The sequence below is a fragment of the Achromobacter sp. EB05 genome, from assembly GCF_044232075.1.
Taxonomy (GTDB): domain Bacteria; phylum Pseudomonadota; class Gammaproteobacteria; order Burkholderiales; family Burkholderiaceae_B; genus Achromobacter; species Achromobacter dolens.
In genome coordinates, this window is record NZ_CP155917.1 from 750,790 (window position 1) to 773,375 (window position 22,586).

23 protein-coding genes are annotated in these 22,586 nt (G+C 69.3%); 15 read left to right on the plus strand and 8 right to left on the minus strand.

Annotation, left to right across the window (positions count from 1 at the left end; translation table 11 throughout):
* Nucleotides 1-2: 2 nt before the first annotated feature.
* From sctN to sctC, 10 genes are read left to right on the plus strand one after another with little or no spacing between them, the layout of a single operon-like run.
* Complete coding sequence (gene sctN, locus AAID08_RS03475; protein WP_054503472.1) at nt 3-1,334, plus strand: type III secretion system ATPase SctN; 1,332 nt, start codon at nt 3-5, stop codon at nt 1,332-1,334.
* Nucleotides 1,331-1,837 carry a type III secretion protein gene (locus tag AAID08_RS03480; protein ID WP_116791517.1) on the plus strand — a complete coding sequence of 169 codons (507 nt, stop codon included), beginning with the start codon at nt 1,331-1,333 and terminating at the stop codon, nt 1,835-1,837. The genes sctN and AAID08_RS03480 overlap by 4 nt, the downstream gene beginning before the upstream one ends.
* Nucleotides 1,834-2,394 carry a hypothetical protein gene (locus tag AAID08_RS03485; protein ID WP_116791518.1) on the plus strand — a complete coding sequence of 187 codons (561 nt, stop codon included), beginning with the start codon at nt 1,834-1,836 and terminating at the stop codon, nt 2,392-2,394. The genes AAID08_RS03480 and AAID08_RS03485 overlap by 4 nt, the downstream gene beginning before the upstream one ends.
* 12 nt (nt 2,395-2,406) lie before the next feature.
* Entirely contained in the window at nt 2,407-3,486 is a 1,080-nt protein-coding gene (sctQ, locus tag AAID08_RS03490) for a type III secretion system cytoplasmic ring protein SctQ (RefSeq protein WP_372415467.1), read from the plus strand.
* Nucleotides 3,483-4,151 (plus strand): type III secretion system export apparatus subunit SctR, encoded by a 669-nt coding sequence (gene sctR / locus AAID08_RS03495; RefSeq protein ID WP_116520498.1) that lies wholly within the window; start codon nt 3,483-3,485, stop codon nt 4,149-4,151. The genes sctQ and sctR overlap by 4 nt, the downstream gene beginning before the upstream one ends.
* Nucleotides 4,152-4,158: 7 nt before the next feature.
* Nucleotides 4,159-4,425 (plus strand): type III secretion system export apparatus subunit SctS, encoded by a 267-nt coding sequence (sctS, locus tag AAID08_RS03500; protein WP_395757356.1) that lies wholly within the window; start codon nt 4,159-4,161, stop codon nt 4,423-4,425.
* Nucleotides 4,426-4,440: 15 nt separating this feature from the next.
* Nucleotides 4,441-5,241: a type III secretion system export apparatus subunit SctT gene (gene sctT, locus AAID08_RS03505; protein WP_395757357.1), complete on the plus strand. Its 801-nt coding sequence runs from the start codon at nt 4,441-4,443 to the stop codon at nt 5,239-5,241.
* Nucleotides 5,238-6,296 carry a type III secretion system export apparatus subunit SctU gene (sctU, locus tag AAID08_RS03510; protein WP_054503548.1) on the plus strand — a complete coding sequence of 353 codons (1,059 nt, stop codon included), beginning with the start codon at nt 5,238-5,240 and terminating at the stop codon, nt 6,294-6,296. Before sctT ends, sctU begins: the two co-directional genes overlap by 4 nt.
* The gene (locus tag AAID08_RS03515; protein ID WP_395757358.1) at nt 6,293-6,691 is read left to right on the plus strand and encodes a CesT family type III secretion system chaperone; all 399 of its coding nucleotides are present in this window, start codon (nt 6,293-6,295) and stop codon (nt 6,689-6,691) included. The genes sctU and AAID08_RS03515 overlap by 4 nt, the downstream gene beginning before the upstream one ends.
* Nucleotides 6,692-6,738: 47 nt before the next feature.
* Nucleotides 6,739-8,628, plus strand: coding sequence for a type III secretion system outer membrane ring subunit SctC (gene sctC / locus AAID08_RS03520; protein ID WP_054503480.1), 1,890 nt, complete (start codon nt 6,739-6,741; stop codon nt 8,626-8,628).
* 11 nt (nt 8,629-8,639) lie between these two features.
* On the opposite strand, the gene AAID08_RS03525 is transcribed toward sctC, so the two are convergent.
* The 4 genes from AAID08_RS03525 to AAID08_RS03540 all read right to left on the minus strand — a co-directional run bounded on the left by AAID08_RS03525 (nt 8,640) and on the right by AAID08_RS03540 (nt 13,378).
* On the minus strand, nt 8,640-9,206 hold the full coding sequence (locus AAID08_RS03525) for an RNA polymerase sigma factor (RefSeq protein ID WP_231132988.1): 567 nt from the start codon (nt 9,204-9,206) through the stop codon (nt 8,640-8,642).
* 253 nt (nt 9,207-9,459) lie between these two features.
* Nucleotides 9,460-10,032, minus strand: coding sequence for a hypothetical protein (locus AAID08_RS03530; RefSeq protein WP_064526194.1), 573 nt, complete (start codon nt 10,030-10,032; stop codon nt 9,460-9,462).
* 158 nt (nt 10,033-10,190) lie between these two features.
* On the minus strand, nt 10,191-11,378 hold the full coding sequence (locus tag AAID08_RS03535; protein WP_054503483.1) for an ABC transporter substrate-binding protein: 1,188 nt from the start codon (nt 11,376-11,378) through the stop codon (nt 10,191-10,193).
* On the minus strand, nt 11,375-13,378 hold the full coding sequence (locus AAID08_RS03540) for a SpoIIE family protein phosphatase (RefSeq protein ID WP_395757359.1): 2,004 nt from the start codon (nt 13,376-13,378) through the stop codon (nt 11,375-11,377). Before AAID08_RS03540 ends, AAID08_RS03535 begins: the two co-directional genes overlap by 4 nt.
* Nucleotides 13,379-13,487: 109 nt before the next feature.
* Here AAID08_RS03540 and AAID08_RS03545 point away from each other — a divergent pair, with 109 nt between their 5' ends.
* Complete coding sequence (locus AAID08_RS03545) at nt 13,488-15,956, plus strand: MFS transporter (RefSeq protein WP_395757360.1); 2,469 nt, start codon at nt 13,488-13,490, stop codon at nt 15,954-15,956.
* A gap of 60 nt (nt 15,957-16,016) precedes the next feature.
* Here the strand turns inward: AAID08_RS03545 and alr are convergent, their stop codons facing one another.
* A complete protein-coding gene (gene alr / locus AAID08_RS03550; protein WP_054503549.1) occupies nt 16,017-17,183 on the minus strand; it encodes an alanine racemase in 1,167 nt (388 codons plus the stop codon).
* A gap of 133 nt (nt 17,184-17,316) precedes the next feature.
* A complete protein-coding gene (locus tag AAID08_RS03555; protein ID WP_054503486.1) occupies nt 17,317-17,748 on the minus strand; it encodes an ATP-binding protein in 432 nt (143 codons plus the stop codon).
* A gap of 198 nt (nt 17,749-17,946) precedes the next feature.
* On the opposite strand from AAID08_RS03555, the gene AAID08_RS03560 reads away from it, so the two are divergent.
* Nucleotides 17,947-18,282, plus strand: a complete 336-nt coding sequence (locus AAID08_RS03560) for an STAS domain-containing protein (protein WP_054503487.1) — start codon at nt 17,947-17,949, stop codon at nt 18,280-18,282.
* 46 nt (nt 18,283-18,328) lie between these two features.
* On the opposite strand, the gene AAID08_RS03565 is transcribed toward AAID08_RS03560, so the two are convergent.
* Nucleotides 18,329-18,565 (minus strand): hypothetical protein, encoded by a 237-nt coding sequence (locus AAID08_RS03565; protein ID WP_054503488.1) that lies wholly within the window; start codon nt 18,563-18,565, stop codon nt 18,329-18,331.
* 199 nt (nt 18,566-18,764) lie between these two features.
* Here AAID08_RS03565 and AAID08_RS03570 point away from each other — a divergent pair, with 199 nt between their 5' ends.
* The 3 genes from AAID08_RS03570 (at nt 18,765) to AAID08_RS03580 (ending at nt 21,678) form a co-directional block, all read left to right on the plus strand.
* Nucleotides 18,765-19,700, plus strand: coding sequence for a hypothetical protein (locus AAID08_RS03570; protein WP_116791527.1), 936 nt, complete (start codon nt 18,765-18,767; stop codon nt 19,698-19,700).
* 84 nt (nt 19,701-19,784) lie between these two features.
* Nucleotides 19,785-20,663 (plus strand): carboxylating nicotinate-nucleotide diphosphorylase, encoded by an 879-nt coding sequence (nadC, locus tag AAID08_RS03575; RefSeq protein ID WP_395757361.1) that lies wholly within the window; start codon nt 19,785-19,787, stop codon nt 20,661-20,663.
* Between the two features lie 28 nt (nt 20,664-20,691).
* The gene (locus AAID08_RS03580) at nt 20,692-21,678 is read left to right on the plus strand and encodes a tripartite tricarboxylate transporter substrate binding protein (RefSeq protein ID WP_395757362.1); all 987 of its coding nucleotides are present in this window, start codon (nt 20,692-20,694) and stop codon (nt 21,676-21,678) included.
* 84 nt (nt 21,679-21,762) lie between these two features.
* Here AAID08_RS03580 and AAID08_RS03585 read toward each other — a convergent pair whose 3' ends face one another.
* Complete coding sequence (locus AAID08_RS03585) at nt 21,763-22,440, minus strand: tellurite resistance TerB family protein (protein ID WP_054503492.1); 678 nt, start codon at nt 22,438-22,440, stop codon at nt 21,763-21,765.
* Between the last annotated feature and the right edge of the window lie 146 nt (nt 22,441-22,586).

The following is a 22,586-nucleotide window of genomic DNA, read 5'->3' on the forward strand; positions in this document are numbered from 1 at the left end:
CGATGCGCCAGTTCGACTACATCTCCGAAATGATGGAGCTGGCGCTGCAGGACACGCCGACGTTGCGCATCAAGGGCCGCGTGACCCAGGTGATCGGCACCATCATCAAGGCGGTGGTGCCGTCGGTGAAGGTGGGCGAGGTCTGCATCCTGCGCAATCCCGGCGAGAACTTCGAGATGAAGGGCGAAGTGGTGGGCTTCGCGCGCGACGCCGCGCTGCTCACGCCGATCGGCGACATGTACGGCATCTCCACCGCCACCGAGGTCATCCCCACCGGCCGGGCCCACATGGTGCCCGTGGGCCCGGGGCTGCTGGGGCGGGTGTTGGACGGCCTGGGCCGGCCGCTGGACGAGGCCGAGCTGGGCCCGCTGGAGGCCAGCAAGTTCTATCCGGTGTTCGCCGAGGCGCCGGATCCGCTCAAGCGCCGCATCATCTCGCAGCCGCTGGAGCTGGGCGTGCGCGCGCTGGACAGCGTGCTGACCTGCGGTGAAGGCCAGCGCATGGGCATCTTTGCCGCCGCCGGCGGCGGCAAATCGACGCTGATGGGCATGCTGGTCAAGGGCGCGGCGGTGGACGTGACGGTGGTGGCGCTGATCGGCGAGCGCGGCCGCGAGGTGCGCGAATTCCTGGAACACGAACTGGGCCGCGAGGGCCGGCGCAAGAGCGTGATCGTCTGCGCCACCAGCGACAAGTCGTCGATGGAGCGCGCCAAGGCCGCCTATGTGGCTACCGCCATCGCCGAGTATTTCCGCGACCAGGGCAAGCGCGTGCTGTTCCTGATGGACTCGGTGACGCGCTTTGCCCGAGCCCAGCGCGAGATCGGCCTGGCCGCAGGCGAGCCGCCGACCCGCCGCGGTTATCCGCCATCGGTATTCGCCACGTTGCCCAAGCTGATGGAGCGCGCCGGCATGAACGAGCATGGCTCGATCACCGCGCTGTACACCGTGCTGGTGGAGGGCGACGACATGACCGAGCCGATCGCCGACGAGACCCGCTCCATTCTCGACGGCCACATCGTGCTGTCGCGCAAGCTGGGCGCGGCCAACCACTATCCGGCGATCGACGTGCTGGCCTCGGCCAGCCGCGTCATGAACGCGGTCATCACGCCCGAGCACAAGCGCGCCGCCGGCCGACTGCGCGAATTGATGGCCAAGTACCAGGAAGTCGAACTGCTGGTGAAGATCGGGGAATACAAGCGCGGCGGCGACGCCGTGACGGACGAGGCCATCGACAAGATCGGCGCGATCAACCAGTTCCTGCGGCAGCGCACCGATGAGCGGGCCACGCTGCCCGAGGCGTTGGCGCAGATGACCGGCATCGTGGGGACGGCATGAGCGTGTTCGACGAATTGCTCGCCATCAAGCGCTTTCGCGAAGGCCAGGCCGAGATCGCGGTGTCGCGCCAGCGCCTGCGACACGCCGAGGCCGAGGCCGCGCGCCAGGCGTCCGAGCAAGCGCTGGCGGATTTCCGCGATGAGTCGGAGCGGCGTGAGCGCGCCATGTACCGCGACCTGTGCAGCCGGGTGGTGCGGGTGCGCGAGATCGAGAGCGTGCTGCAGGGCGTGGCCGGCCTGCGCGAAGGCGAGCGCCAGCGCGAGCAGGCGCTGGACCAGGCCGCGCAACGCCTGCGCGACGAGGCCCAGGCGCTGGCCGAGCGCCGCGACCAGCACCAGCAGGCCGTGCGCCTGACAGGCAAGTTCGTGGAACTGGCCAGCATCCACCTGGCCGAGCACCTGAAGGCGCTGGAGCACAAGGAAGACATGGAAATGGAAGAAGCCGCCTCGCTGTCGCGCGACCGCGAGGACTGGGAACAGCACGAGGAGTTCGAGCCGTCATGAGCATCGACCGCCGCATCGGCCTGGATACCGCGATCGCCCAGGGCTCGGGCCTGGCGCAACCGGATGCGCAGAGCTCCGGCCGCCAGGCCAGCGACGCCGACAGGCGCGCCTTCGAGCAGGCCATGGCGCGCGGCAAGGACGAGCCGTCCGCCGCGCCGCCTTCCGCGCCCTCGCCGTTCTCGCTGTTCGGCGCGGCCCGGGCCGATGCGCCCGCGCCCGCCAACGCGACATCGCAGGCCCTGGCGCAGGCGCTGCAAGGCAGCGCCGAACAACTGCTGGTGGCCGATGGCAGCCAGGGCCGGCGCCAGGTGCGAGTGGAATTGAAGGACGACGTGCTGCCCGGCGTCAGCGTGTCGGTCTATGAAGACGGCGGGCGCGTCATCGCCGAATTCGTCTGCGCCAACGAAGCCTCGCGTGAACGCCTGGCCGCCATGGCGCGGCCACTGGCCGAGCAGTTGGCCGACAGCCTGGCGCGGCCGACGCGCGTGCGTGTCGGCACCGATGACCCGGAAGACCCCTGCCTGCTGGAAGCCGACGCCGATGCGCCGGTCCGTTGATCCCTGGAACCCATGACCGCCAGTACGCCTTTTTCCCCGTCCCCGCCGTCGCTGCCGCGCCTGTCCGCCAATGAAGCCCGGGCCCGCACGCTGATCGCGCGCCATGGCGCCGACCTGCAGGTCACGCTCGCGCCGTTGGCCGGCGCCGACGCCGAGCCCGCGCAATGGCGCCTGGGCTTCACGCCCGGCGTGGCCGAGGCCCTGCGCCAGTCGGCCACGCTGTCGGCCGACCTGGAATGGGCCGGCGCGCGCTTGCGGCTGGGGCTGCCCGCCAGCGCCGCCGACGCCTGGCTGGCGGCGCGCCTGCCCGACGTCGACGTCGGCGCGCTGCCGCCGGCGCTGGTGTCGACCGCCATCGAGACCCTGGTGGCCGAAGTGGTCGCAGGCCTGGCCGAGGTGTCGCCGGGCGGCCCGCTGCGCGTGGTGGGCCGCGATGGCCCGGCGTCGGCGCTGGCGCACGGCTGGACTGTCGCGGCGCGCCATCCCGTCAACGGCGCCTCGATCTACGCCACGCTGGACACCGACGGCCTGGGCCTGATGCTGCTGGCCGGTCTGGTCGGGCGCGCCGCGCCGACGGCCAACGAGATCGACCTCGATGCCGTGCCGGTGCGCATCCGCGCCTGCCTGGGCTGGACCCATCTGACCGCGGCCGAACTGCGCGGCCTGGCGCCGCGCGACACCCTTTTCCTCGACCACTGTCTGGTCTCGCCCGACGGCGAACTGTGGCTGGGCGCCGACGGCCAGGGGCTGCGGGTGCGCCGCCAGGATTCCTCATACCTCGTTACCCAAGGCTGGACTTCCCTCATGACCGAGACGCCGCAACCGCCCCAGGATGCCGAAGCGGGCGCCCAGACGCCGCTCGATATCGATGCCATTCCCGTCCGACTGACTTTCGAACTGGGCGAGCGCCAGATCACGTTGGGCGAGCTGCGCAAGCTGCAACCCGGCGAGACCTTCGACCTGGAGCGGCCGCTGGCCGATGGCCCGGTGCTGGTGCGCGCCAACGGCGCGCTGGTGGGCAGCGGCGAGCTGGTCGAGATAGACGGCCGCATCGGCGTGACACTGCACCGGCTGGGCAAGGCGGGCGCATGAACGGCGCGGATCCGATCAGCCTGGCGGTCGTGCTGGCGCTGTTGGCGCTGGTGCCGCTGGCCGCGGTCATGACCACCTCGTTCCTGAAGATCGCGGTGGTGCTGACGCTGGTGCGCAATGCCCTGGGCGTGCAGCAGGTGCCGCCCAACATGGCGCTGTACGGGCTGGCGCTGATCCTGTCCGCCTACGTCATGGGGCCGGTGGTGATGCAGATCGGCGACGAGCTGCGCGCGCCGCCCGCGGTGGTGGCGCCCGGGGCGCCGCAGCCGGACCGGCTCGAAGGCATTCTCGACGCGGTGGCGCGCGGCGCCGAGCCGATGCGCGGCTTCATGCTCAAGAACAGCCGCCCCGAGCAGCGCGATTTCTTCCTGCGCACCGCGCGCGGGCTGTGGGGCGAGCAGCAGGCCCGTAACCTGAAGGAAGACGACCTGCTGGTGCTGATCCCGTCGTTCCTGCTGTCGGAGCTGACCGCCGCGTTCCAGATCGGCTTCCTGCTGTACCTGCCGTTCGTCATCATCGACCTGATCGTCTCCAACATCCTGCTGGCGATGGGCATGATGATGGTGTCGCCGGTCACGATTTCCATGCCCCTGAAGCTGTTCCTGTTCGTCATGGTCGACGGCTGGACGCGGCTGATCCAGGGCCTGGTGCTGTCCTACACCTGAGGCCGCCATGGGAACCGTCGACCTCGTTTCGTACATGACCCGGGCGCTCTACCTGGTGTTGTGGCTGTCGCTGCCGCCGATCGCCGTCGCCGCGATCGTGGGCACGCTGTTTTCCCTGTTCCAGGCGCTGACGCAGATCCAGGAGCAGACGCTGTCGTTCGCCATCAAGCTGATCGCGGTGTTCGCCACGATCCTGCTGACGGCGCGCTGGCTCAGCGCGGAGCTGTACAACTTCACGATTTCCGTGTTCGACCTCTTCTATAAGATCCACTAGGAGCGGCCGGCCACCATGATCTCGGGCATCACCTACGTCGAAGCGAAAGTCTTCCTGGGCACGCTGGCGCTGACGCAGCCGCGCATCCTGGCGCTGTGCGCGATGCTGCCCCTGTTCAACCGCCAGTTGCTGCCCGGCATGCTGCGCTACGCCATCTGCGCCGCCATCGGCCTGGTGCTGGTGCCGGCGCTGGCGCCGCGCTACGCCATGATCGACCTGGGCGCGGTGGAATTGGCGCTGCTGGTGGCCAAGGAAGTCTTCATCGGCCTGGTGATGGGGTTCCTGGTGGCGATCCCGTTCTGGATTTTCGAGGCGGTGGGCTTCGTGGTCGACAACCAGCGCGGCGCCAGCCTGGGCGCCACCATCAACCCGGCCACCGGCAACGATTCCTCGCCGCTCGGCATCCTGTTCAACCAGGCCTTCATGGTGTTCTTCCTGGTTGGGGGCGGCTTCATGCTGATGCTGACCATGCTCTACGACAGCTTCCGCCTGTGGGACCTGTGGGACTGGGCGCCGACCCTGCGGCGCGAGAGCGTGCCGCTGATGCTGGACCAACTGGGCCGCTTCCTGCGGCTGACGCTGTTGTTCGCCGCGCCCGCCATCATTTCGATGTTCCTGGCCGAAGTCGGGCTGGCGTTGGTCAGCCGCTTCGCGCCGCAGTTGCAGGTGTTCTTCCTGGCGATGCCGATCAAGAGCGCGCTGGCGTTGCTGGTGATGGTGCTCTACATGAGCACGCTGTTCGAGTATGCCGCCGAGGCCACGGGCCATATCAGCTCGGCCTTGCCATTCCTGGACAACCAATGGCGGGCCCCATGAGCGGCGAAAAGACCGAACAGCCTACCCACAAGAAGCTGCGCGACGCGCGCCAGAAAGGCGATGTCGCGCACAGCAAGGACTTCACGCAGACGCTGCTGGTGCTGGCGCTGTTCGGCTACATGCTGGGCAATGCCCACGGCATCGTCGAGGCCCTGGGCCGGCTGATCCTGATTCCGTCAACGCTGGTGGGGCAGCCGTTCGAGCAGGCGCTGCCCGTGGCGCTGGAGGCCGCCCTGCGCGAAGCCGTCTACCTGGTGCTGCCGTTCGTGCTGATCGTGCTGGTGATTGGCATGTTCTCCGAATTCCTGCAGGTGGGGGTGGTGCTGGCCTTCGAGAAGCTCAAGCCGTCGGCCAAGAAACTCAACGTGATGAGCAATCTGAAGAACATCTTCTCGAAGAAGAATCTGGTCGAGCTGCTCAAGTCCATCATCAAGATCGCCTTCCTGTCGGCGCTGGTGACGCTGGTGGTGCGCGACGCGCTGCCGGAATTGATGGCGGTGCCGCACAGCGGCCTGGCGGGCCTGGAGGCGGGCGTGGGCGGCATGATGCGCGCGCTGATCGTGAACATCGCGGTGGCCTATGTGGTGATTTCCCTGGCCGATTTCGTCTGGCAGCGCATGCAGTACCGCAAGGGGCTGATGATGAGCAAGGAAGACATCAAGCAGGAATTCAAGGAGATGGAGGGCGACCCCCACATCAAGCACAAGCGCAAGCACCTGCACCAGGAGATGGTGATGCACGGCGCGGTCGCCAGCACGCGCAAGGCGTCGGTGCTGGTGACCAACCCGACCCACCTGGCGGTGGCCATCTACTACGAGCCCGACGAGACGCCGCTGCCGGTGGTGCTGGCCAAGGGCGAGGGCGCGCTGGCCGAGCAGATGATGGCGGCGGCGCGCGAGGCCGGCGTGCCGGTGATGCAGAACATTCCCCTGGCGCGCGCGCTGATGGCGTCCGCGCAGCCCGACCAATACATCCCCAGCGAACTGATCGAGCCGGTCGCCGAAGTCCTGCGGCTCGTCAGGAAGCTGGCCGGCAATCCGGACGACCCGACATGAATGCACCCCAGCATCCCCTGATAGCCGCCTACGCGGCGCGGCACGGCCTGCCGCCTTCGACGCGCGCCGATGGCCGCCTCACCGTGGTGGTCGACCAGACCTACCGCGTGCATCTGCAGCCGGCGCGCGATGGTTGGCTGGCGATGAGCGCGCGCCTGTGCGCGCTGCCGGCCAGTGACGTCGACCGCGACCGGCTGGTGACGGAAATCGGCAAGCTGGCGGCGGGCATGCTGGCGCGGCACGCGGCCGCCTGCGTGGTCGATCCGCAGGATCGCGCGCTGTGGTTGCAGCAGTCGCTGCAGCCCGGCAGCGGCGAACTGGCGCTGGAAGAAGCCATGGGCGCATTCGCCAATGCGCTGTCCTTTTTGGCCGGCGCCGTGCGGCGGCTCACATGAATACGCGTGACGGGCATGCCGCCCGAGGAGAGAGAGTGTTGAAGCGGATGATTCTGGCGACTGCGTTGTCGCTGGGCCTGGCGAGCGGCGCGCAAGCCGCCCCGAACTGGCCGAACGTGCCCTACAGCTACTATGCCCGCGACGAGAACCTGCAGACGCTGCTGCGCGAATTCGCGGGCGGCTTCAGCCTGTCGTTGCAGCTCGGACCCAACGTCACGGGCACGGTCAACGGCAAATTCAACGCCAATACGCCGACCGAGTTCATGGACCGGCTGGGCGGTGTCTACGGCTTCAACTGGTTCGTCTATGCCGGCACCTTGTTCGTCAGCCGCACCAACGACATGAAGACGCGTTCGGTCAGCGCCATGGGCAGTTCCATCAGCGCCCTGCGCCAGGCCCTGCAGCAGCTCGGCGTGCTGGACCCGCGCTTTGGCTGGGGCGAGCTGCCAGACCAGGGCATCGCGCTGGTGTCGGGCCCGCCGGGCTACGTCGATCTGGTCGAGCGCACCGTGGCGGCCTTGCCGATGGGCGCCGGCGGCCAGCAGGTGGCGGTGTTCCGGCTCAAGCACGCCTCGGTCAACGACCGCACCATCAGCTACCGCGACCAGAAGGTGGTGACGCCGGGCCTGTCCACCGTGCTGCGCAACCTGATCACGGGCGGCGGGGGCGGCGCGAATAACGAAACCCTGGCCGCGATCGCGGCGCCGCTGCGCGACAATCCGCCGGCGTTCCCGCAGGTCGGCGGCGATGGCGGCGCGGCGCCGGCCGGGCAGGCCGGCGGCCAGCCGGCCGCGCCCGCCAGCGCGGGCAAGACGGGCCTGCGCCTGCGCGAGCCCACCGTGCAGGCCGATGCGCGCCTGAACGCCATCATCGTGCAGGACATCCCGGACCGCATTCCCATCTACCGCAGCCTGATCGAGCAACTCGACCTGCCCAGCACGCTGGTCGAGATCGAGGCCATGATCGTGGACGTCAACTCCGACCTTGTCAGCGAGCTGGGCGTGACCTGGGGCGCGCGCGCCGGCTCCACCACCTTCGGCTATGGCAACCTGGGCCTGAGCCCCAGCGGCGGCCTGCCGTTGGAAAGCGGCGCGGCGCTGTCGCCCGGCACCATCGGCGTGAGCGTGGGCAACACCCTGGCCGCGCGATTGCGGGCGCTGCAGACCAAGGGCCAGGCCAACATCCTGTCGCAGCCGTCGATCCTGACGGCCGACAACCTGGGCGCCATGATCGACCTGTCGGATACCTTCTATATCCAGACCCGTGGCGAGCGCGTGGCCACCGTGACGCCGGTGACCGTGGGCACGTCGCTGCGCGTGACGCCGCGCCATATCGAATCGAAGAACGGCGCGCGCGTCGAACTGACCGTGGATATCGAGGACGGCCGCATCCAGGAAGAGCGCCAGATCGACAACCTGCCCACGGTCCGCAAGAGCAACATCAGCACGCTGGCCATCGTCGGCAACGACCAGACGCTGCTGATCGGCGGCTACAACAGCAGCCAGAATTCCGAGCAGGTCGACAAGGTGCCGATCCTGGGCGACATCCCGGGCCTGGGGCTGCTGTTCTCCAACAAGTCCAAGACCGTGCAGCGGCGCGAGCGCCTGTTCCTGATCCGCCCCAAGGTGGTCGCGATCAACGGCGAAGTGGTGGCCACGCCCGGCGCGGCCGGCACCGGCCCGATGCTCAACGCCACCTGGGGTGGCGACCGCATGACGGCGGGCCAATACCTCGACCTGGTGCAGGGCCAGCGCACCCGCATCGTGTTCGGGCCGAACGTGGAGCTGCGCCGCAGCAGCGGCCCGGTGCGCGCCTCGGAATGGCTGGATGGCACGCCGACGGCCACGCCGGTGCTCGAAGGCAAATCGAACGCGCAGCAGGGGCCGGTGATACAGGTCGAGCCGGTGGCGGCGCCGGGAACGGGCAGGGCGCCGTAGTGGCGGGCGGCTCAGTCGTCGAGCCGCAGCCCCTTATGGGCCAGCTTGTCGCGCAGCGCCGCGCGTGCGCGAGACAGGCGACTGCGCACGGTGCCGACGGGCACCGTCAGCAGGGCCGCGGCGTCTTCGTACGAGATTTCGTCGATGCCGACCATGAGCAGGATGTCGCGCATGTTCTCGGGTAGCTCGTCCAGCGATTCCTGCAGCAACGCCAGGGTCTGGCTCTGCTCGAGCGCGCGGTCGGGGGGCAGATCGCCGCTGGCGTGCTCGGCCAGCACGCTGTCGCTGACGAAATCGTGGCGCCGCTCCGGCGCGCGCGACAGGTAGTTGCGCACCAGGTTGAGCGCGATGCCATAGAGCCAGGAGGACAGTTGCGATTCGCCGCGAAAGCTGCGGTAGGATCGGGCCGCTTCGACAAAGGCCTGTTGGGCCAGGTCTTCGGCCTCGGTGGTGTTGCCGATGTGCTTGATGATGAAGCGCTGCAGCCGGGTGGAGTGTTCCCGCACCAGGTCGCGCAACAGGTATTCCTCGCCCGTGTCCCACCCCTGCCCTTCGCCGTCAGCGCGAATGGGCGGCAAATCCGCTTCCGGGGAAGCGGCTGTGCAATCGCTGGGGTTGGTCATGGGAGGCGAAAAGAAACGTGTATGAAGCTACAAGTTACTACCGGCGTGCCGCGAATTATCGCAGCTTACGCGTGTCACAATATTTCGAAAATCGAAATCTTGCGGCAAAAATCGCGTTTTTGATGTCAGAAATGTAAAAACAAGTAAGCAGCGCGCGGCATGATTCCGCATGCCGGAATCCGGGGGGGGCGGCGGTCTGGCGCCGGCCTTAGCCGGCCTTGAGCATGTCGCGCAGCCAGGCGGCGGCGGTGCCCAGGGAGACCGGGCTCTGGCCGGACTGGGCGGCTTGGTCGAAGCGGGCCTGCATGGCCTGGTCCAGCGAGCTGCGGCGGGCGGCGTCGAGGCTGGCGGGCGCCACGCCCGCGTCGGCACAGGCTTGCTGGAAGGCGGGCGCGCCGCTGGTGGCGGACAGGGCCAGACGCGTGAGGAAATCGACGCCCGACAGCGCGTCGCGCGAGGTCTGCGCCATGTCGAGCGCCTGCGCGACGGTGCGCGCGGACAGTGGCTTGCCGGGGTTGGGTTCCAGGCCGAGTTCGCGCGACACCGCGCTGGCGATGCCCTGGCCAAAGGTGCGGGCCAGCGCCTGCGCGAACATTTCGGTGGTGTCGACATTGGGCGCCACCCATGCCACGCTGCGCCCGCCGGGCGTGGCGCCCACGCCCAGGACCTGGAGTCTTTCGCCCGCGACGTCGACATACACGTCCTGCCCGCTCTCCGCCGCCTTGGCGAAGGCTTCGAGAGAGAGGAACGGCGATGAAGGGGTAACCGATGAAATTGTCATGCAGCCAATAAATCCGGCGTGTCCGAGATCGGGCCCATGGGAGATTCAATAGCCCCTGTGGTTGAGTAACCCGGTTGGCGCTTTAGTTCCCTCGCCACGGCACGTAGCCGGATTTTATGCCATTGCGCGGATTCCGGCCTTGGAGTGGCAACAGGGCGTTACCGGGCCTCGTAGACTTCGTCGGCCGCCAGCAGGATATCCACGGGCGGATCGAAGCCGATCACGCGCGCGGTTTGCAGGTTCAGCGCGATCTTGGCTGGGTCGATCCAGACCTGGCTCAGCTCGCGCGCCTTGGCGCCGTTGAAGATGCGCGCCATGGTCTCGGCATAGAACAGCCCGACGTACGAGTAGTCCGCCTGGGCCAGGCTCAGCAGCAGTCCGTGCTTGACCTCTTCCGAGCCCAGCATCGAGAAGCTGGGCACGCGCGCCTGCCGCAGTATTTCGGCCACCGTATCGATCGACACCGGCGTCACGCCGCGGTGCACCGTGACATAGGCCGCGTCGATCTTCGGCGCCAGCTTGGCATAGCATTCGAGTGCGTTGCGGGTCGCGGCCTCGGGCGCGATGCCGTTGGACGGCGCGTTGCAGGTCAGCACCTCGAAGCCCTGCTCGCGCGCCACCTGCTCGACCGCGTCGACGGCGCTGTAGGTGCGGCCTTCAGGGCTGTCTTCGTAGACCAGGCCGAGCCGTTTGAACGGCACGATTTCGTGGAACAGCCGGACCTGCCGCTGATAGCGCTCGGGCTGCACGCGGGCGTGCAGATTGTCCAGCCCGCTGTCCTGCGCCGAGCGGGTGATGCGGGCGCCGACCGCGTCGCTGGTCGAGGCGACGATCGTCGGGACCGGCGCGCCCATGCCCGCCATGTCCTGGCCGGCCCACGTGCCCATGGCGATGATCAGGTCGATGTCCTTCTTTTCCTCCAGCCGCTGCTTGATCGCGGCGCGCACCGCCGGCCGCTGCGCGGCGTCGAAGTTGCCAGGCTGCCACCAGGCGTCGCGCACGAATTCGAGCGTGTCGCTGCGGGCGTTGTCGGCCAGGTATTCCCACATCTGCTTGCCATTCAGGCCGTCGGGAATGGTCGGCACGGTGATCCAGCCCAGCTTCTGCAGGCCGTCCACGGTGACCCGCAGCGTGCGGGGGTATTCGCTGTAGTCGCCGCTCTCGAAATAGCCGATGCGCCATTTCTTGCCGTCGGGACGCGGCACCGGCTTGGTGGGAAAGACCTGGGGCGCGGCGGCCGCGCCTGCCGTGGGTTGGCTGGCCGGGGGCGACGCCGCCTGGGCCAGGCTCGCGGCGGGCGCCAGCAGGGCCAGGCTCAGCAATAAGGTGGGCAACGAGGTCTTCATGGGCGGCGGATCACGATCAAAGTGATGTCATCGGATTGTTCCGCGCCGTCGGCAAAGGCCTGCACGTCTTCCAGCAGACGCTTGGCGAGATTGGCCGCCGGCACGGGGGGATTGGACAGCACGGCCAGCAGGCGCGGATCGCCATACTGCGCATTCTGCGGGTTGACGGCCTCGGTGATGCCATCCGTGTAGCCCACCAGCATTTCGCCCGGCGCCAGCACCGTCGACAGGCAGCGGTAGGTCAGGTCTTCCTGCACGCCGCAGGCCGGGCCGCTGCGGCCTTCCAGCAGCCGCACCACGCCGTCCGCGCCCACCACCGCGGGCGGCAGGTGGCCGGCGTTGGCCCACTTCAGTTCGCCCGTGGTCATGTCGAGCACGCCGATCAGCAGCGTGACGAACATCATGTTCGGGTTGTTCTCGGACAGGCGGTTGTTGATCTTCTGCATGATCAACGCCGGGTCGGTCTCGTCCTCGGCGGTGGCGCGGATCAGGGTGCGGGTCACGGCCATGAACAGCGCCGCCGGCACGCCCTTGTCCGACACGTCGCCAATGGCCAGGCACAACCGGCCGTCGGGCAGCGTGAAGTAGTCGTAGAGGTCGCCGCCCACTTCCTTGGCCGGCAGCATCACGGCGTTCAGGTCGATCTGCTCGCGCGTAATGGGCGACAGCGGCACCGGCAGCAGGCCGAGCTGGATCGCGCGGGCGATGTTCAGCTCGCTCTCGAAGCGCTCGCGCGCGGTGGTCTCGCGCATCAGGCGGGCGACGTTCTCGCGCAACTTGCGGTCCATGAACAGGAACGACGCCGCCAGCCGGCCCACTTCGTCCTTGTGTTTGTCGGGCAGGGCGGCGATGTGGGCGGGCACGGCCGATGCCGCGGTCAGGTCCTGTTCGGGCAGCAGCCGCGCGTAGTGGGTCAGCGTTTCCAGCGGCCGCACGATCCGCGCGGCCACGAGCCACGCGCACACCAGCGCCACCAGCATCATGCCGACGAAGATCAGCGCCTGGCGGTTGAGCAGTTCGCGCGCCGGGGCGGTCAGGTCGCTCTCGGGCACCACCGCCACGACGGTCCAGCCCAGCGGGGCGAAGCGCGCGCTGTCGATCTGCCAGGGGCCGTCGCCGCCCTCGAAGCGCAGGCTCTGCAGCTTGCCGCCGCCATCCTGGCGCGCCAGCAGCGCGCGCAGGGTCTCGCCGCTGCCGTCCTTGGCGTCCAGCAAGCCGGCGCGCGCCTCGGGCGGCGGCACGATCATGCGGCCGTCGTCGGCGGCGATGAAGATGAAGCCGGACTGCGCCAGGGTCAGTTTCGACAAGGTGTCGCGCACCGAATTCTCCAACTGCTCGCGGCGCGTCTGGATCTGCTCGATCACGTCCTGGGCGCTGTCGGAAATGGCGAATACCCAGTTCCAGGGGCGGAAATAACCGAAATACGCATAGCGCGTCTCGCCATCGCCGCGCTGCGCCGACGGCGGCCAGCGGTAGATCGCGAAGCCGTAGCCGGACGTGCGGCTCTCTTCCAGCAGCGCCTGCGCCAGCGGCCGGTTCTTGAAGTCGGACAGCGACGACAGGTCGCGGTCGATCATGTCGGGATTGCCGCTGGCCAGCACCTGGAAGTCGGCGTCGTAGACGAAGGCGTGGCGGCGGTCGTCGAGCTTGAGGTGGTTGATCCAGGCGCGCGCCATGCCCTTGGCGGCGCCGGGCGTCATGATGCCGCGCTCGGCCAGGTCGGCGTAGGTGCCGAGCGCCGCGGCCACCACGGTGCCGCTCTGCATCAGTTGGCGCCGGCCGCTGCGCACGGTGGAGATCTTGTCGGCCAGCAGCGCGCCCCAGCGGGCCTCGGCGTCGCGCAGTACCAGTTCCATGACGTTGCTGACGGCGTGGCGCTCGCTGTTCATCACCGTGCGGGTGACGTTGCGCTGCGAGGTCAGCATCACGAATGCCGCCACCGCCAGGAGCAGCGCTACGACCAGTAGAAAAATCTTGCTACGGAGCGAGCGCAACGACATGGGGGCAATGGGCGGCGGATGAGGTAAGGGCGTGAAATAGGATGCAATTTGCATTAATTGTAAATACCATTAGTGCCCGTGTGTAAATACTTTGCGACGGCGTGGCCCCATGCGTAGCGAACCAATACAAGTAGTGCTCGATGGGTTGCGTCGTCGCCCGGTACTGGAAGTCACTCTGGCCTGTCTGGCCGTGCTGCTGCTGGCGCAGGCACTGATCGGCGCGCTGAGCCTGTCGGCGTTGAACCGGCTGGTGGTGGACACCACCGCCGACCGCGTCGAAGTGGTGGCGCGCCGCGTCGCCGGCAATATCGAGAACGGCCTGCGCCTGGGCAAGCCGCTGGAACAGTATTTCGGCCTGCGCGACACCTTGCATGATGGCGTCGCGCGCTCGCGCGGCGTGCAGGGCGCGGCGGTGCTGCTGGCCGACGGCCAGGCCGTGGCCGCCGAGGGCGAGCTGCCCGAAGACGCCACGCAACTGGCGCGCACGCTCGACGCCGGCGGGCCGCTGGCCGCGGGCTTGGCGCGTCGCGGCTCGGGCGCGCTGGTCGCAGTGGACGACGACCGCGTGACGGTGGCCGTGCCGCTGGCCGGCGCCGGCGGCAAGAGCGTCGGCGCCGTGGTGCTGTCGGCAGCCAAGGACGGCGAGGCCAGCCGCCAGCTCATCATCGACAATCTGCAGGTGCTGCTGGTCGTCACGGTGCTGGTCGGGCTGGGCCTGGCCGCGGTCTTCAAGTACATCGTGCCGCTGACCTCGCTGGCCGCGGGCGGCCGCGCGCGCTTCGTGGTGCCGCTGCTGGCGCTGGTGCTGGCGCAGGGCGTGTATGCCGCCTACACCATTTCCACGTTCCGCAGCGGTTGGCTGGAAGTCACGCGCAACAACGTCGGGCTGCTGGCCGAGGGCCTGCAGCGCGACCTGAACCGCGTGCTCGGCTACGGCCTCGAGGTGAACCGGCTGCGCGGCGTGGAAGCGCCGTTCACGCGCCTGGCCGGCACCTTCCCGGCGGTGGCGCAGATCGAACTGGCCGATCGCGACGGCCGCGTGCTGTATGGCGCCGACGCGCACGGCGCGCTCGACGTGTCGGCGCTGCCGGCGGCCCGGCCGCAGGCCGATGACCTGACGCTGGTGTTGCCGCTGGGCGCGGCGCTGGCGGATCCGAAGGCGCAGGGCGACCTGGTGCTGCGCTTGTCGAGCGACGTCATCGCGGCGGGCGTGCGCAGCCGCGCGCTCGATGCCGTCACCGTGGTGGCGGTGGCGCTGGTGGCCGCGATCGAAATGCTGTTGCTGCTGGCGCTGCTGATGAACCGCGCTTTCGCCGCGCGCGCCACGCTGCCCGATGGCAGCCGCGTCGGCCCGGACGACGCCTCCGAGGTGGGCCGCATCGCCCGACCGGTGATGTTCGGCTTCCTGTTCGCGTGGGCCCTGCCGCTTGGCTTCCTGCCCCTGTATGCGCGCAGCCTGTCCGCGGGCGGGCTCGACCTGCCGGCCAATCTGCTGCTGGCGCTGCCGATCTCCGTGGAAATGGGCTGCGGCCTGCTGACCTCGCTGCTGGCCGGCCGCCTCACCGACCGCAAGGGCTGGCAGGTGCCGGTGCTGGCCGGCCTGGGCGTGTCGGCCGCCGGCATGCTGGCGTGCGCGACCTCCACCAATCTGTTGATGTTCAGCGCCGCGCGCGGCCTGGTGGGCCTGGGCTATGGCCTGACCTGGATGGGGCTGCAGGGCTTCATCGTCACGCGCAGTCCGGCGCAATATCGCGGCCGCAACATGACGGGCGTGATCGCCGGCCTGTTCGCCGGCCACCTGTCCGGCGCGGCGGTGGGCGCGATGCTGATGGAACAGGTCGGTTTCCGCGCGGTGTTCGCGGTCGGCGCCGTGATGCTGGTGATGCCGCTGGCCGGCGTGCTGATCCTGATGCGCCCCTACATGGACCGCGGCCGCCAACTGGCCGCGCAGGCCGCGGGGCGCGCCCGCGCGCATCTTTCGGATACCTTGAAGCTGCTGTTCACCCGCGACTTCGGCCTGCTGCTGGTCGGAAGCGTGATTCCGTTCTCGATCGCGCAGGTCGGCCTGCTGTCGTTCGCGCTGCCGCTGTACCTGGAGGCCGAGGGAGTGGCCGCGTCCAGCATCGGCCGGGTGCTGATGATCTACGGCCTGTGCGTCATCTACGTCGGGCCGCTGATGGGCCGGGTGGTGGACCGCAGCCGCATCAAGAAGAGCTGGATCGTGCTGGGCGGCCTGGTCGGCAGCCTCGGCATGCTCGGGCTGTACTTCAACAGCGGCCTGCTGGCCGCGGCCGCGGCGGTGCTGCTGCTGGCGTTGGCCAGTTGCTTCGCCGGCGCGTCGCAATCGCCCTACATGCTGGCGCTGCCGGACGTGCAGCGCTACGGCGCGGCGGGCGCCACCAGCGTCATGCGCGCTGCCGACAAGCTCGGCCAGATGGCCGGGCCGCTGGTGGTCGGCGCCATGTTCGGCGCCGCCGGCATGGGGGCGGGGCTGGCCGCGACCGGCGTGATCTACCTGATCGCGACTTTGCTGTTCCTGTTGTTCGCGCCGGCCCGGCCGCGTGAAGAGACCGCCTGAGCGCGGCGGCTGGCCCGCGGTTCGCGTCAGGTCGTCACCGTGGCGCTCGTGCCGCGCCATTCAGCGCGCCGCGCCGGCGCTGGCCAGCGCCACCGGCACGCGCGCGCTCAAGCCCGTCAATAACTGGGCGGCGATGGTGCCCGCCGCCATCGCGACTTCTTCCACCGGCAGGCCGTCCGCGCCCCACAGCGTCACGGGCGAGCCGATCGCGGCGTGCGGCACGGGGCCCAGATCCACCGCCATCATGTCCATGGAAACGCGGCCCAGCAGCCGCGTGCGGATGCCGGCCACCACCACCGGCGTGCCGGTGGGCGCGTGGCGCGGGTAGCCATCGGCGTAGCCGCAGGTGACGATGCCCACGGCCATCGCCGTGGGCGCGAGGAATGCGCCGCTGTAGCCGACGCCGGCGCCGGCCGGCACGCGCTGGATGCCTACCACCTGCGAATGCAATGACATCGCTGGCCTCAAGTCCAGTTGGGCCGCGCTGCGGTGGGCGAACGGGCTGGCGCCGTACAACGCCAGGCCTGGCCGTACCCATTGCGTGGCCGCGGCGCGCGCCGCATGGCCAAGCATCGCGGCGGAATTGCTGGTGGACACCGGTCCCGGCAAGTCGCGGATGACCTCGCGAAAGCGCGCGTCGGCGCTGTCCACGCCATCGGCCTCATCGGCGCGGGCATAGTGGTTCAGGTGGCCGACCTCCTCGACCAGGCCACGCGCGGCCAGGTTGCGCGCCTGCTCGAACGCGGCGCGGTAGTCGTCGGCGCTGAAGCCGGTGTGATGGATGTCGCCGGCAAAGCGCAGCCAGACCGACGGCCGCTCGGCCGCGGGCGATTGCGCCAACCAGTCCAGTTGCGCGGCATGCGTGATGACCAGATGCAGGCCCGGCGTGTCGAGCAGCAGCGTGTCGGCCTGCGAATAGAGGCCGCCGTAGACCAGCACCGGGCCGTCCCAGCCCAGTTGGCGGCAGGCGCGCGCTTCGTCCAGGTGCAGCACAGCGAGCCCGTCGGCGGCGCGCAGCGCGGGCAGCACGCGCGCCAGGCCGTGGCCGTAGGCGTCGGCCTTGACGGTGGCCCACAGGCGCGGCGCGGCGGCGCCCGACGCGGGGGCGCGGGGCAGGGTGGCGCGCAGGCGCGCGAGATTGTGGGCCACCGCGCCCGCGTCGACGCGGGCGTACAAGGGCCGGGCAAGCAATCCTTCTGGACGATAGGGAGCGTTCACGGGCGGCATCTGGGCGAGGTCCGCGCGCGACCGGCGCACGGGGCTATGCATGAGTGACAGACGACCGGGTTTCGTTCGGTACTTTCTGTCTATGCACTGCTGGTTGTCGATAGCGCGTCTTGATCGAACGCGCCAGGCAGGGTCACGCGGCGCGCATCACGAGCGTCAGGCGGTTCTCATTGCCATTGCGGGCGTAGCGCAGGTCGTGCAGATAGTGCTGCATCAGCCGCACGCCGTGGCCGCCGATGTCGGCGTCATCGAGCGTCGCGGCCAGTGGGGGCGGCGGGGTCTTGGTGGGATCGTACGGACGGCCATTGTCGATTATCTCCAGCGAGATCCATTCGTCGTCCTGGCGACAGGCTAGGCTGACGTGGGCGGGATCGGGGGCGAGCAAGGGATCGTCGAAGGCGTAGGAAACGATGTTCGTCAGCGCTTCGTCCAGACTCAAGGACAGACCGAAACTCAGCTTGGGCGACCACGCGTCGCGCTCGGCAATGGCCTCGAGCCATTCAATGGCGCAGGCGACGGCGCGGGCGTCGGGAACGAGGTCAAGCGTATCGGGCTGAGGGGGCATGGTCGCCTTGCGTTCAGTGGTACACGTGCAGGTGGAAGTATGCCCGATTGCGGCCCGCTGGCGGAACGGGTCAGCCACTGGCGCGTGTCGTTCCACGTTTGCGTTTGGCTGCGCCGGCGCCTCGCGTATCATCTCGGCATCGCGCCGCCGCCCGCAAGCGCCGGGATCCGGGGCGTCGGTCATTTACCGGGAACCACTATGAATCTCGCAATCGAGAAGGTCGGGGAAGTGTTGGTTGTCTCGCCCGAAGGCCAGATCAACAGCGGCAACGCCGCGGGCATCGAAGCCGACCTGTTGTCGCACGTCGAAAAAGGCGAACGCCGTTTCGTGCTCGACATGTCCAACCTGAACTACATCTCCAGCGCCGGCCTGCGCGTGGTGCTGGTGCTGGCCAAGCGCCTGAAGCAGGCTTCGGGCGCGCTGGCGCTGTGCGCGATGCAGCCGCATGTGCGCGAGGTGTTCGACATCAGCGGCTTCCTGGCCATCCTGACGGTGGTCGACACGCGCCAGGACGCGGTGGCCAAGGTCGCCTGATCGCGGCGCGCGCCGGCGCGGCGCGCGCCGGCGCGGCGCGTGCCGGTCATTGCTTGTGGTTTTCGTATGACGTGTCCAGCACGTCATCTTCGGGCGTGATGATGCCGGGGTCGCCGGGCGCCTCGATGGCGCGGCCGCGGCGCGGCATGCCCGCGACGACCTCGCTCTGGTCAGGCATGGGCAGGATGCCGGTGCCCTTGCGGGGATCGACTGACGGCTTTGGCTCCGGGGCGGTGTCCGGTTTGCTGCTGGCGGCGGAGGAATCGATGACGGTTTTCAGCATGATGACGGCTCCGGTTGTGGGCGTCCCAGGATGGCGACGCGCCGGGGATTCCTCTTCATGTTAGGGCCGCGCGCGGCCCTTGCGGCGGGTTGCGCTGTCACGTTTGCAAGGGGCTGTTGCAGGGCCCCGACCTTATAATGCCGAGCGCCTCGCGGCGTCGCGTCACCACGCCCGGTTTTCCTCATTTTCATCCGCCACCTTGACCGAATCCGTCGAACGCTCCGTCCACGCCGAACTCGTTGCCGTCCTGGTCGCCGTCACCAACGGCGAGCCGCGCGTGCTGACCACCGACGATGCGCGGGCCCTGCCGGCGGGGCCCTTCGAGTTGTCGCACCGCTCGCTGCAGGCGGGCTTGCGGGCCTGGGTCGAGACCCAGACGCACCATCCGCTCGGTTACGTCGAACAGCTCTACACCTTCGCCGATGGCGACCGTTCCGACGAATCGGGCGCGCGCGTCATGTCGGTCAGCTACCTGGGCCTGACGCGCGAGGCCGGCGAGACCGGCGTGGCGCAGGTCGGCTGGCAGGACTGGTACCGCTATTTCCCCTGGGAAGACCGCCGCGCCGGTACGCCGGCGCTGGTGGACGAGCTGATCGTGCCGCGCCTGCAGGCCTGGTGCGACGACACCGGCGATGGCGCCTTGCGCCAGCGCCGCCGCCAGCGCGCCGCCATCACCTTCGGCCTGGACGGCGCCGCCTGGAACGAGGACATGGTGCTGCAGCGCTACGAATTGCTGTTCGAGGCCGGCCTGGTGCCGGAAGCGGCGCGCCGCCGTTCGGAGGCGGCCGCCGCGCCGCTGCCGGGCGAGCCCATGCGGCATGACCATCGCCGCATCCTGGCCACCGGCATCGCGCGGCTGCGCGCCAAGATCAAGTACCGGCCGGTGGTGTTCGAACTGATGCCGGCGCAGTTCACGCTGCTGCAGTTGCAGTTGGCGGTCGAGGCCCTGGCCGGACGCGGCCTGCACAAGCAGAATTTCCGCCGCCTGATCGAGCAGCAGGCGCTGGTGGAAGAGACCGGCGAAATGGCCACCGGCACGGCGGGACGCCCCGCCAAACTGTTCCGCTTCCGCCGCGACGTGCTGCTCGAACGCGCCATCGCGGGCAGCAAGCTGCCGCTGTCACGCTCGCTGTGACGCTTGACAAGGCCATATACTCATCTTTAGCATAAGTGCATGCGCATTATTTGCGCGCCTTTTTTTAACCACAAAATACTCAAAATGAGCATTATTGCTGAAGCGCCCGTTGCCCGTTTGGCCATTCCCTCCCTGCCGGATGTCATGCTCGAGCCGCTGGTGCGCGCGGCGTTGCTTGAAGACCTGGGGCGGGCCGGAGACCTGACCACCGACGCCATCGTGCCGGCCGACGCCGTGGCCGAGACGCGCCTGGTGGCGCGCCAGGAAGGCGTGCTGGCCGGGCTGGACCTGGCGCGGCTCGCTTTTCGCACGCTCGATCCCGCCATCGAGTTCGAGGTTGCCCACCGCGACGGCGCCGACCTGGCGCCGGGCACCGAAATCGCGCGGATTCGCGGCAACGCCCGTGCCATGTTGACCGCCGAGCGGGTGGCGCTGAACTTCCTGTGTCACCTGAGCGGCGTGGCGACGGCGACGGCGTCGATCGCGCGGGCCATCGCCGGCCACGGCGCCCGCGTCACTTGCACCCGCAAGACCATGCCGGGCCTGCGCGCGGTGCAGAAATACGCGGTGCGCGTGGGCGGCGGCAGCAACCATCGCTACGGGCTCGACGACGCCGTGCTCATCAAGGACAACCACATCGCCCTGGCCGGCGGCATCGAGGCCGCGGTGGCGCGCGCCCGCGCCGGCATCGGCCACATGGTCAAGATCGAGCTGGAAGTGGACACGCTGGCGCAGTTGGAAACGGCCCTGGCGCTGGGGGTGGACGTGGTGCTGCTGGACAACATGAGCCTGGACCAATTACGCCAGGCCGTCGCCATGGCGCGCGGCCGCGCCATCACCGAGGCCTCAGGCCGCATCACGCCCGAGACCGCGGCCGCGGTGGCGGCCACCGGCGTCGACCAGATCGCCGTGGGTTGGCTGACCCACAGCGCCAAAGTGCTGGACATCGGGCTGGACGCCTGAGGCCGGCGCGATACGACAGGCAAGCCTCATGAAACGCGCGCTTCGATCCTCGTTGCTGTTGTCGGCCCTGGCGCTCGGCGCCTGCGGCAATCCGCCGTCGGGCGACACGCCCGGGGACGCGACCTATCCCACGCACCCCATCACCATCGTGGTGACCTTCCCGCCCGGCGGCGGCACCGACCTGCTGGCGCGGCGCCTGGGCGCCAGCCTGCAGGAACAATTCGGCCAGCCAGTGGTGGTCGAGAACCTGCCCGGCGCCAGCGGCAACATCGGCGCCCGCGCCGTGGCCGAGTCGGCGCCCGACGGCTACACGCTGCTGATGGTCAACAGCTCGTTCGCGATCAACCCTGGCGTCTACCGCAACCTGGGCTTCGCGCCCAAGCGCGACTTCGCGGCGGTGATCAACGTGGCCTTTGTGCCATCCGTGTTCGTGGTGCCGGCGAACTCGCCGCTGCACACCTTGGACGATGCCCGCGGCGCCGCGCGGCCGGAGCGGCCGCTGCCGTTCGCCTCGTGCGGCAATGGCACGCCGCAGCACCTGGCCGGTGAGATGCTGGCGCGGGCCACCGGCGCGCCGCTGCAGCATGTGCCCTACAAGGGTTGCGGACCGGCGTTGACCGACGTGGCCTCGGGACAGGTCGGCATGGGGGTCGTCACCGCGTCCAGCGCCGCGCCGCTGATCGCGGCGGGCCGTCTGCGGGCCTTGGCCGTCACCTCGCCGCAGCGCTCGCCGCTCTTGCCCGAGGTCCCCACGGTGGCGGAGCAGGGCGTGGCGGGCTACGCGCTTGATCAATGGCATGGCCTGCTGGCGCCGGCGGCCACGCCGCCGGCGGTGGTGGCGAAGTTGAATACGACGCTGGCCCGCATCATGCTGCGTCCGGACGTGCAGGCCGCGCTGCGCGAGCAGGGCTTCACGCCGACCACCAGTTCGCCGCGCGCGTTCCAGGACATGATCAATGCGGACATTGACCGCTATACGGCGCTTACCGAGGCGATCGGGCTGCGCGCCGATTGACGGGCAGGGCGGACGGCCGGGCCGCCCGTTTCCGCGCCTTGATGGTCAGCGTCCCGACCTGACCGGCAAGACGGCGCGCGGCGCTCAGGCCGCCGCGCGGGCGTGTTGCTCCAGTTGTTCCTTCAGCCCCGGTTGCAGCTTGAGCTGGCGCGCCAGCTCGTCCAGGTAGGCGCGCTCCATGTAGCTTTCCTCGTCCACCACCAGCAGGCTGGCCAGGTACATCTCGGCCGCCATCTCCGGCGTCCTGGCCGATTGCGCGATCTGGGCGGGATCGAGCGGGCGCGACAACTCGGTTTCCAGCCAGCGGCGGTCCTGCGCGTCACTGGACAACTTGGCCAGCTCGGTTTCGAGCAGGGCGCGTTCCTCCGGGCCGATGTGGCCGTCGGCCTTGGCCGCGCCGATCATGGCCGTGAGCACCGCGGTGCTGTGCTGTTCGGCCTCGGGGGCCGGCAACCGGTCCAGCGTCTGCGGCGGGGCGGCCGGCGCGCCGGCCTGGTTGCGTTGCCAGTCGCCATAGGCGCGGTATGCCAGGGCGCCAAGCGCCGCCATCCCGCCATACATGGCGACCTTGCCGCCGATCTTGCGGGCCTTTTTGCTGCCCAGCAGCAGGCCGAGCGCGCCCGCGCCGAGGGCGCCGCCGCCCAGGCCGGTCAGGAACGAACCGCCCTTGCCGCCGGTGGCGTTCTGCACCTTGGCGCCGGCGTCGGCCAGCAGGCCCTGGCCGGATTGCAGCAGTTGGTCGAGAAGTTGTCTGGCGCTCATGCGGGTTTCCTGGTGAATGCAATCGATCTTGCGGACAGGCTATCCGACCGCCGTCTCGTCCAGAAGTTCAGCTTACAGTCAGAAATGGATGTTGCGTCGGGGCGTGGCCCGGGCGACGGATGCTACAACCGGGGTTGGGGCGGCCA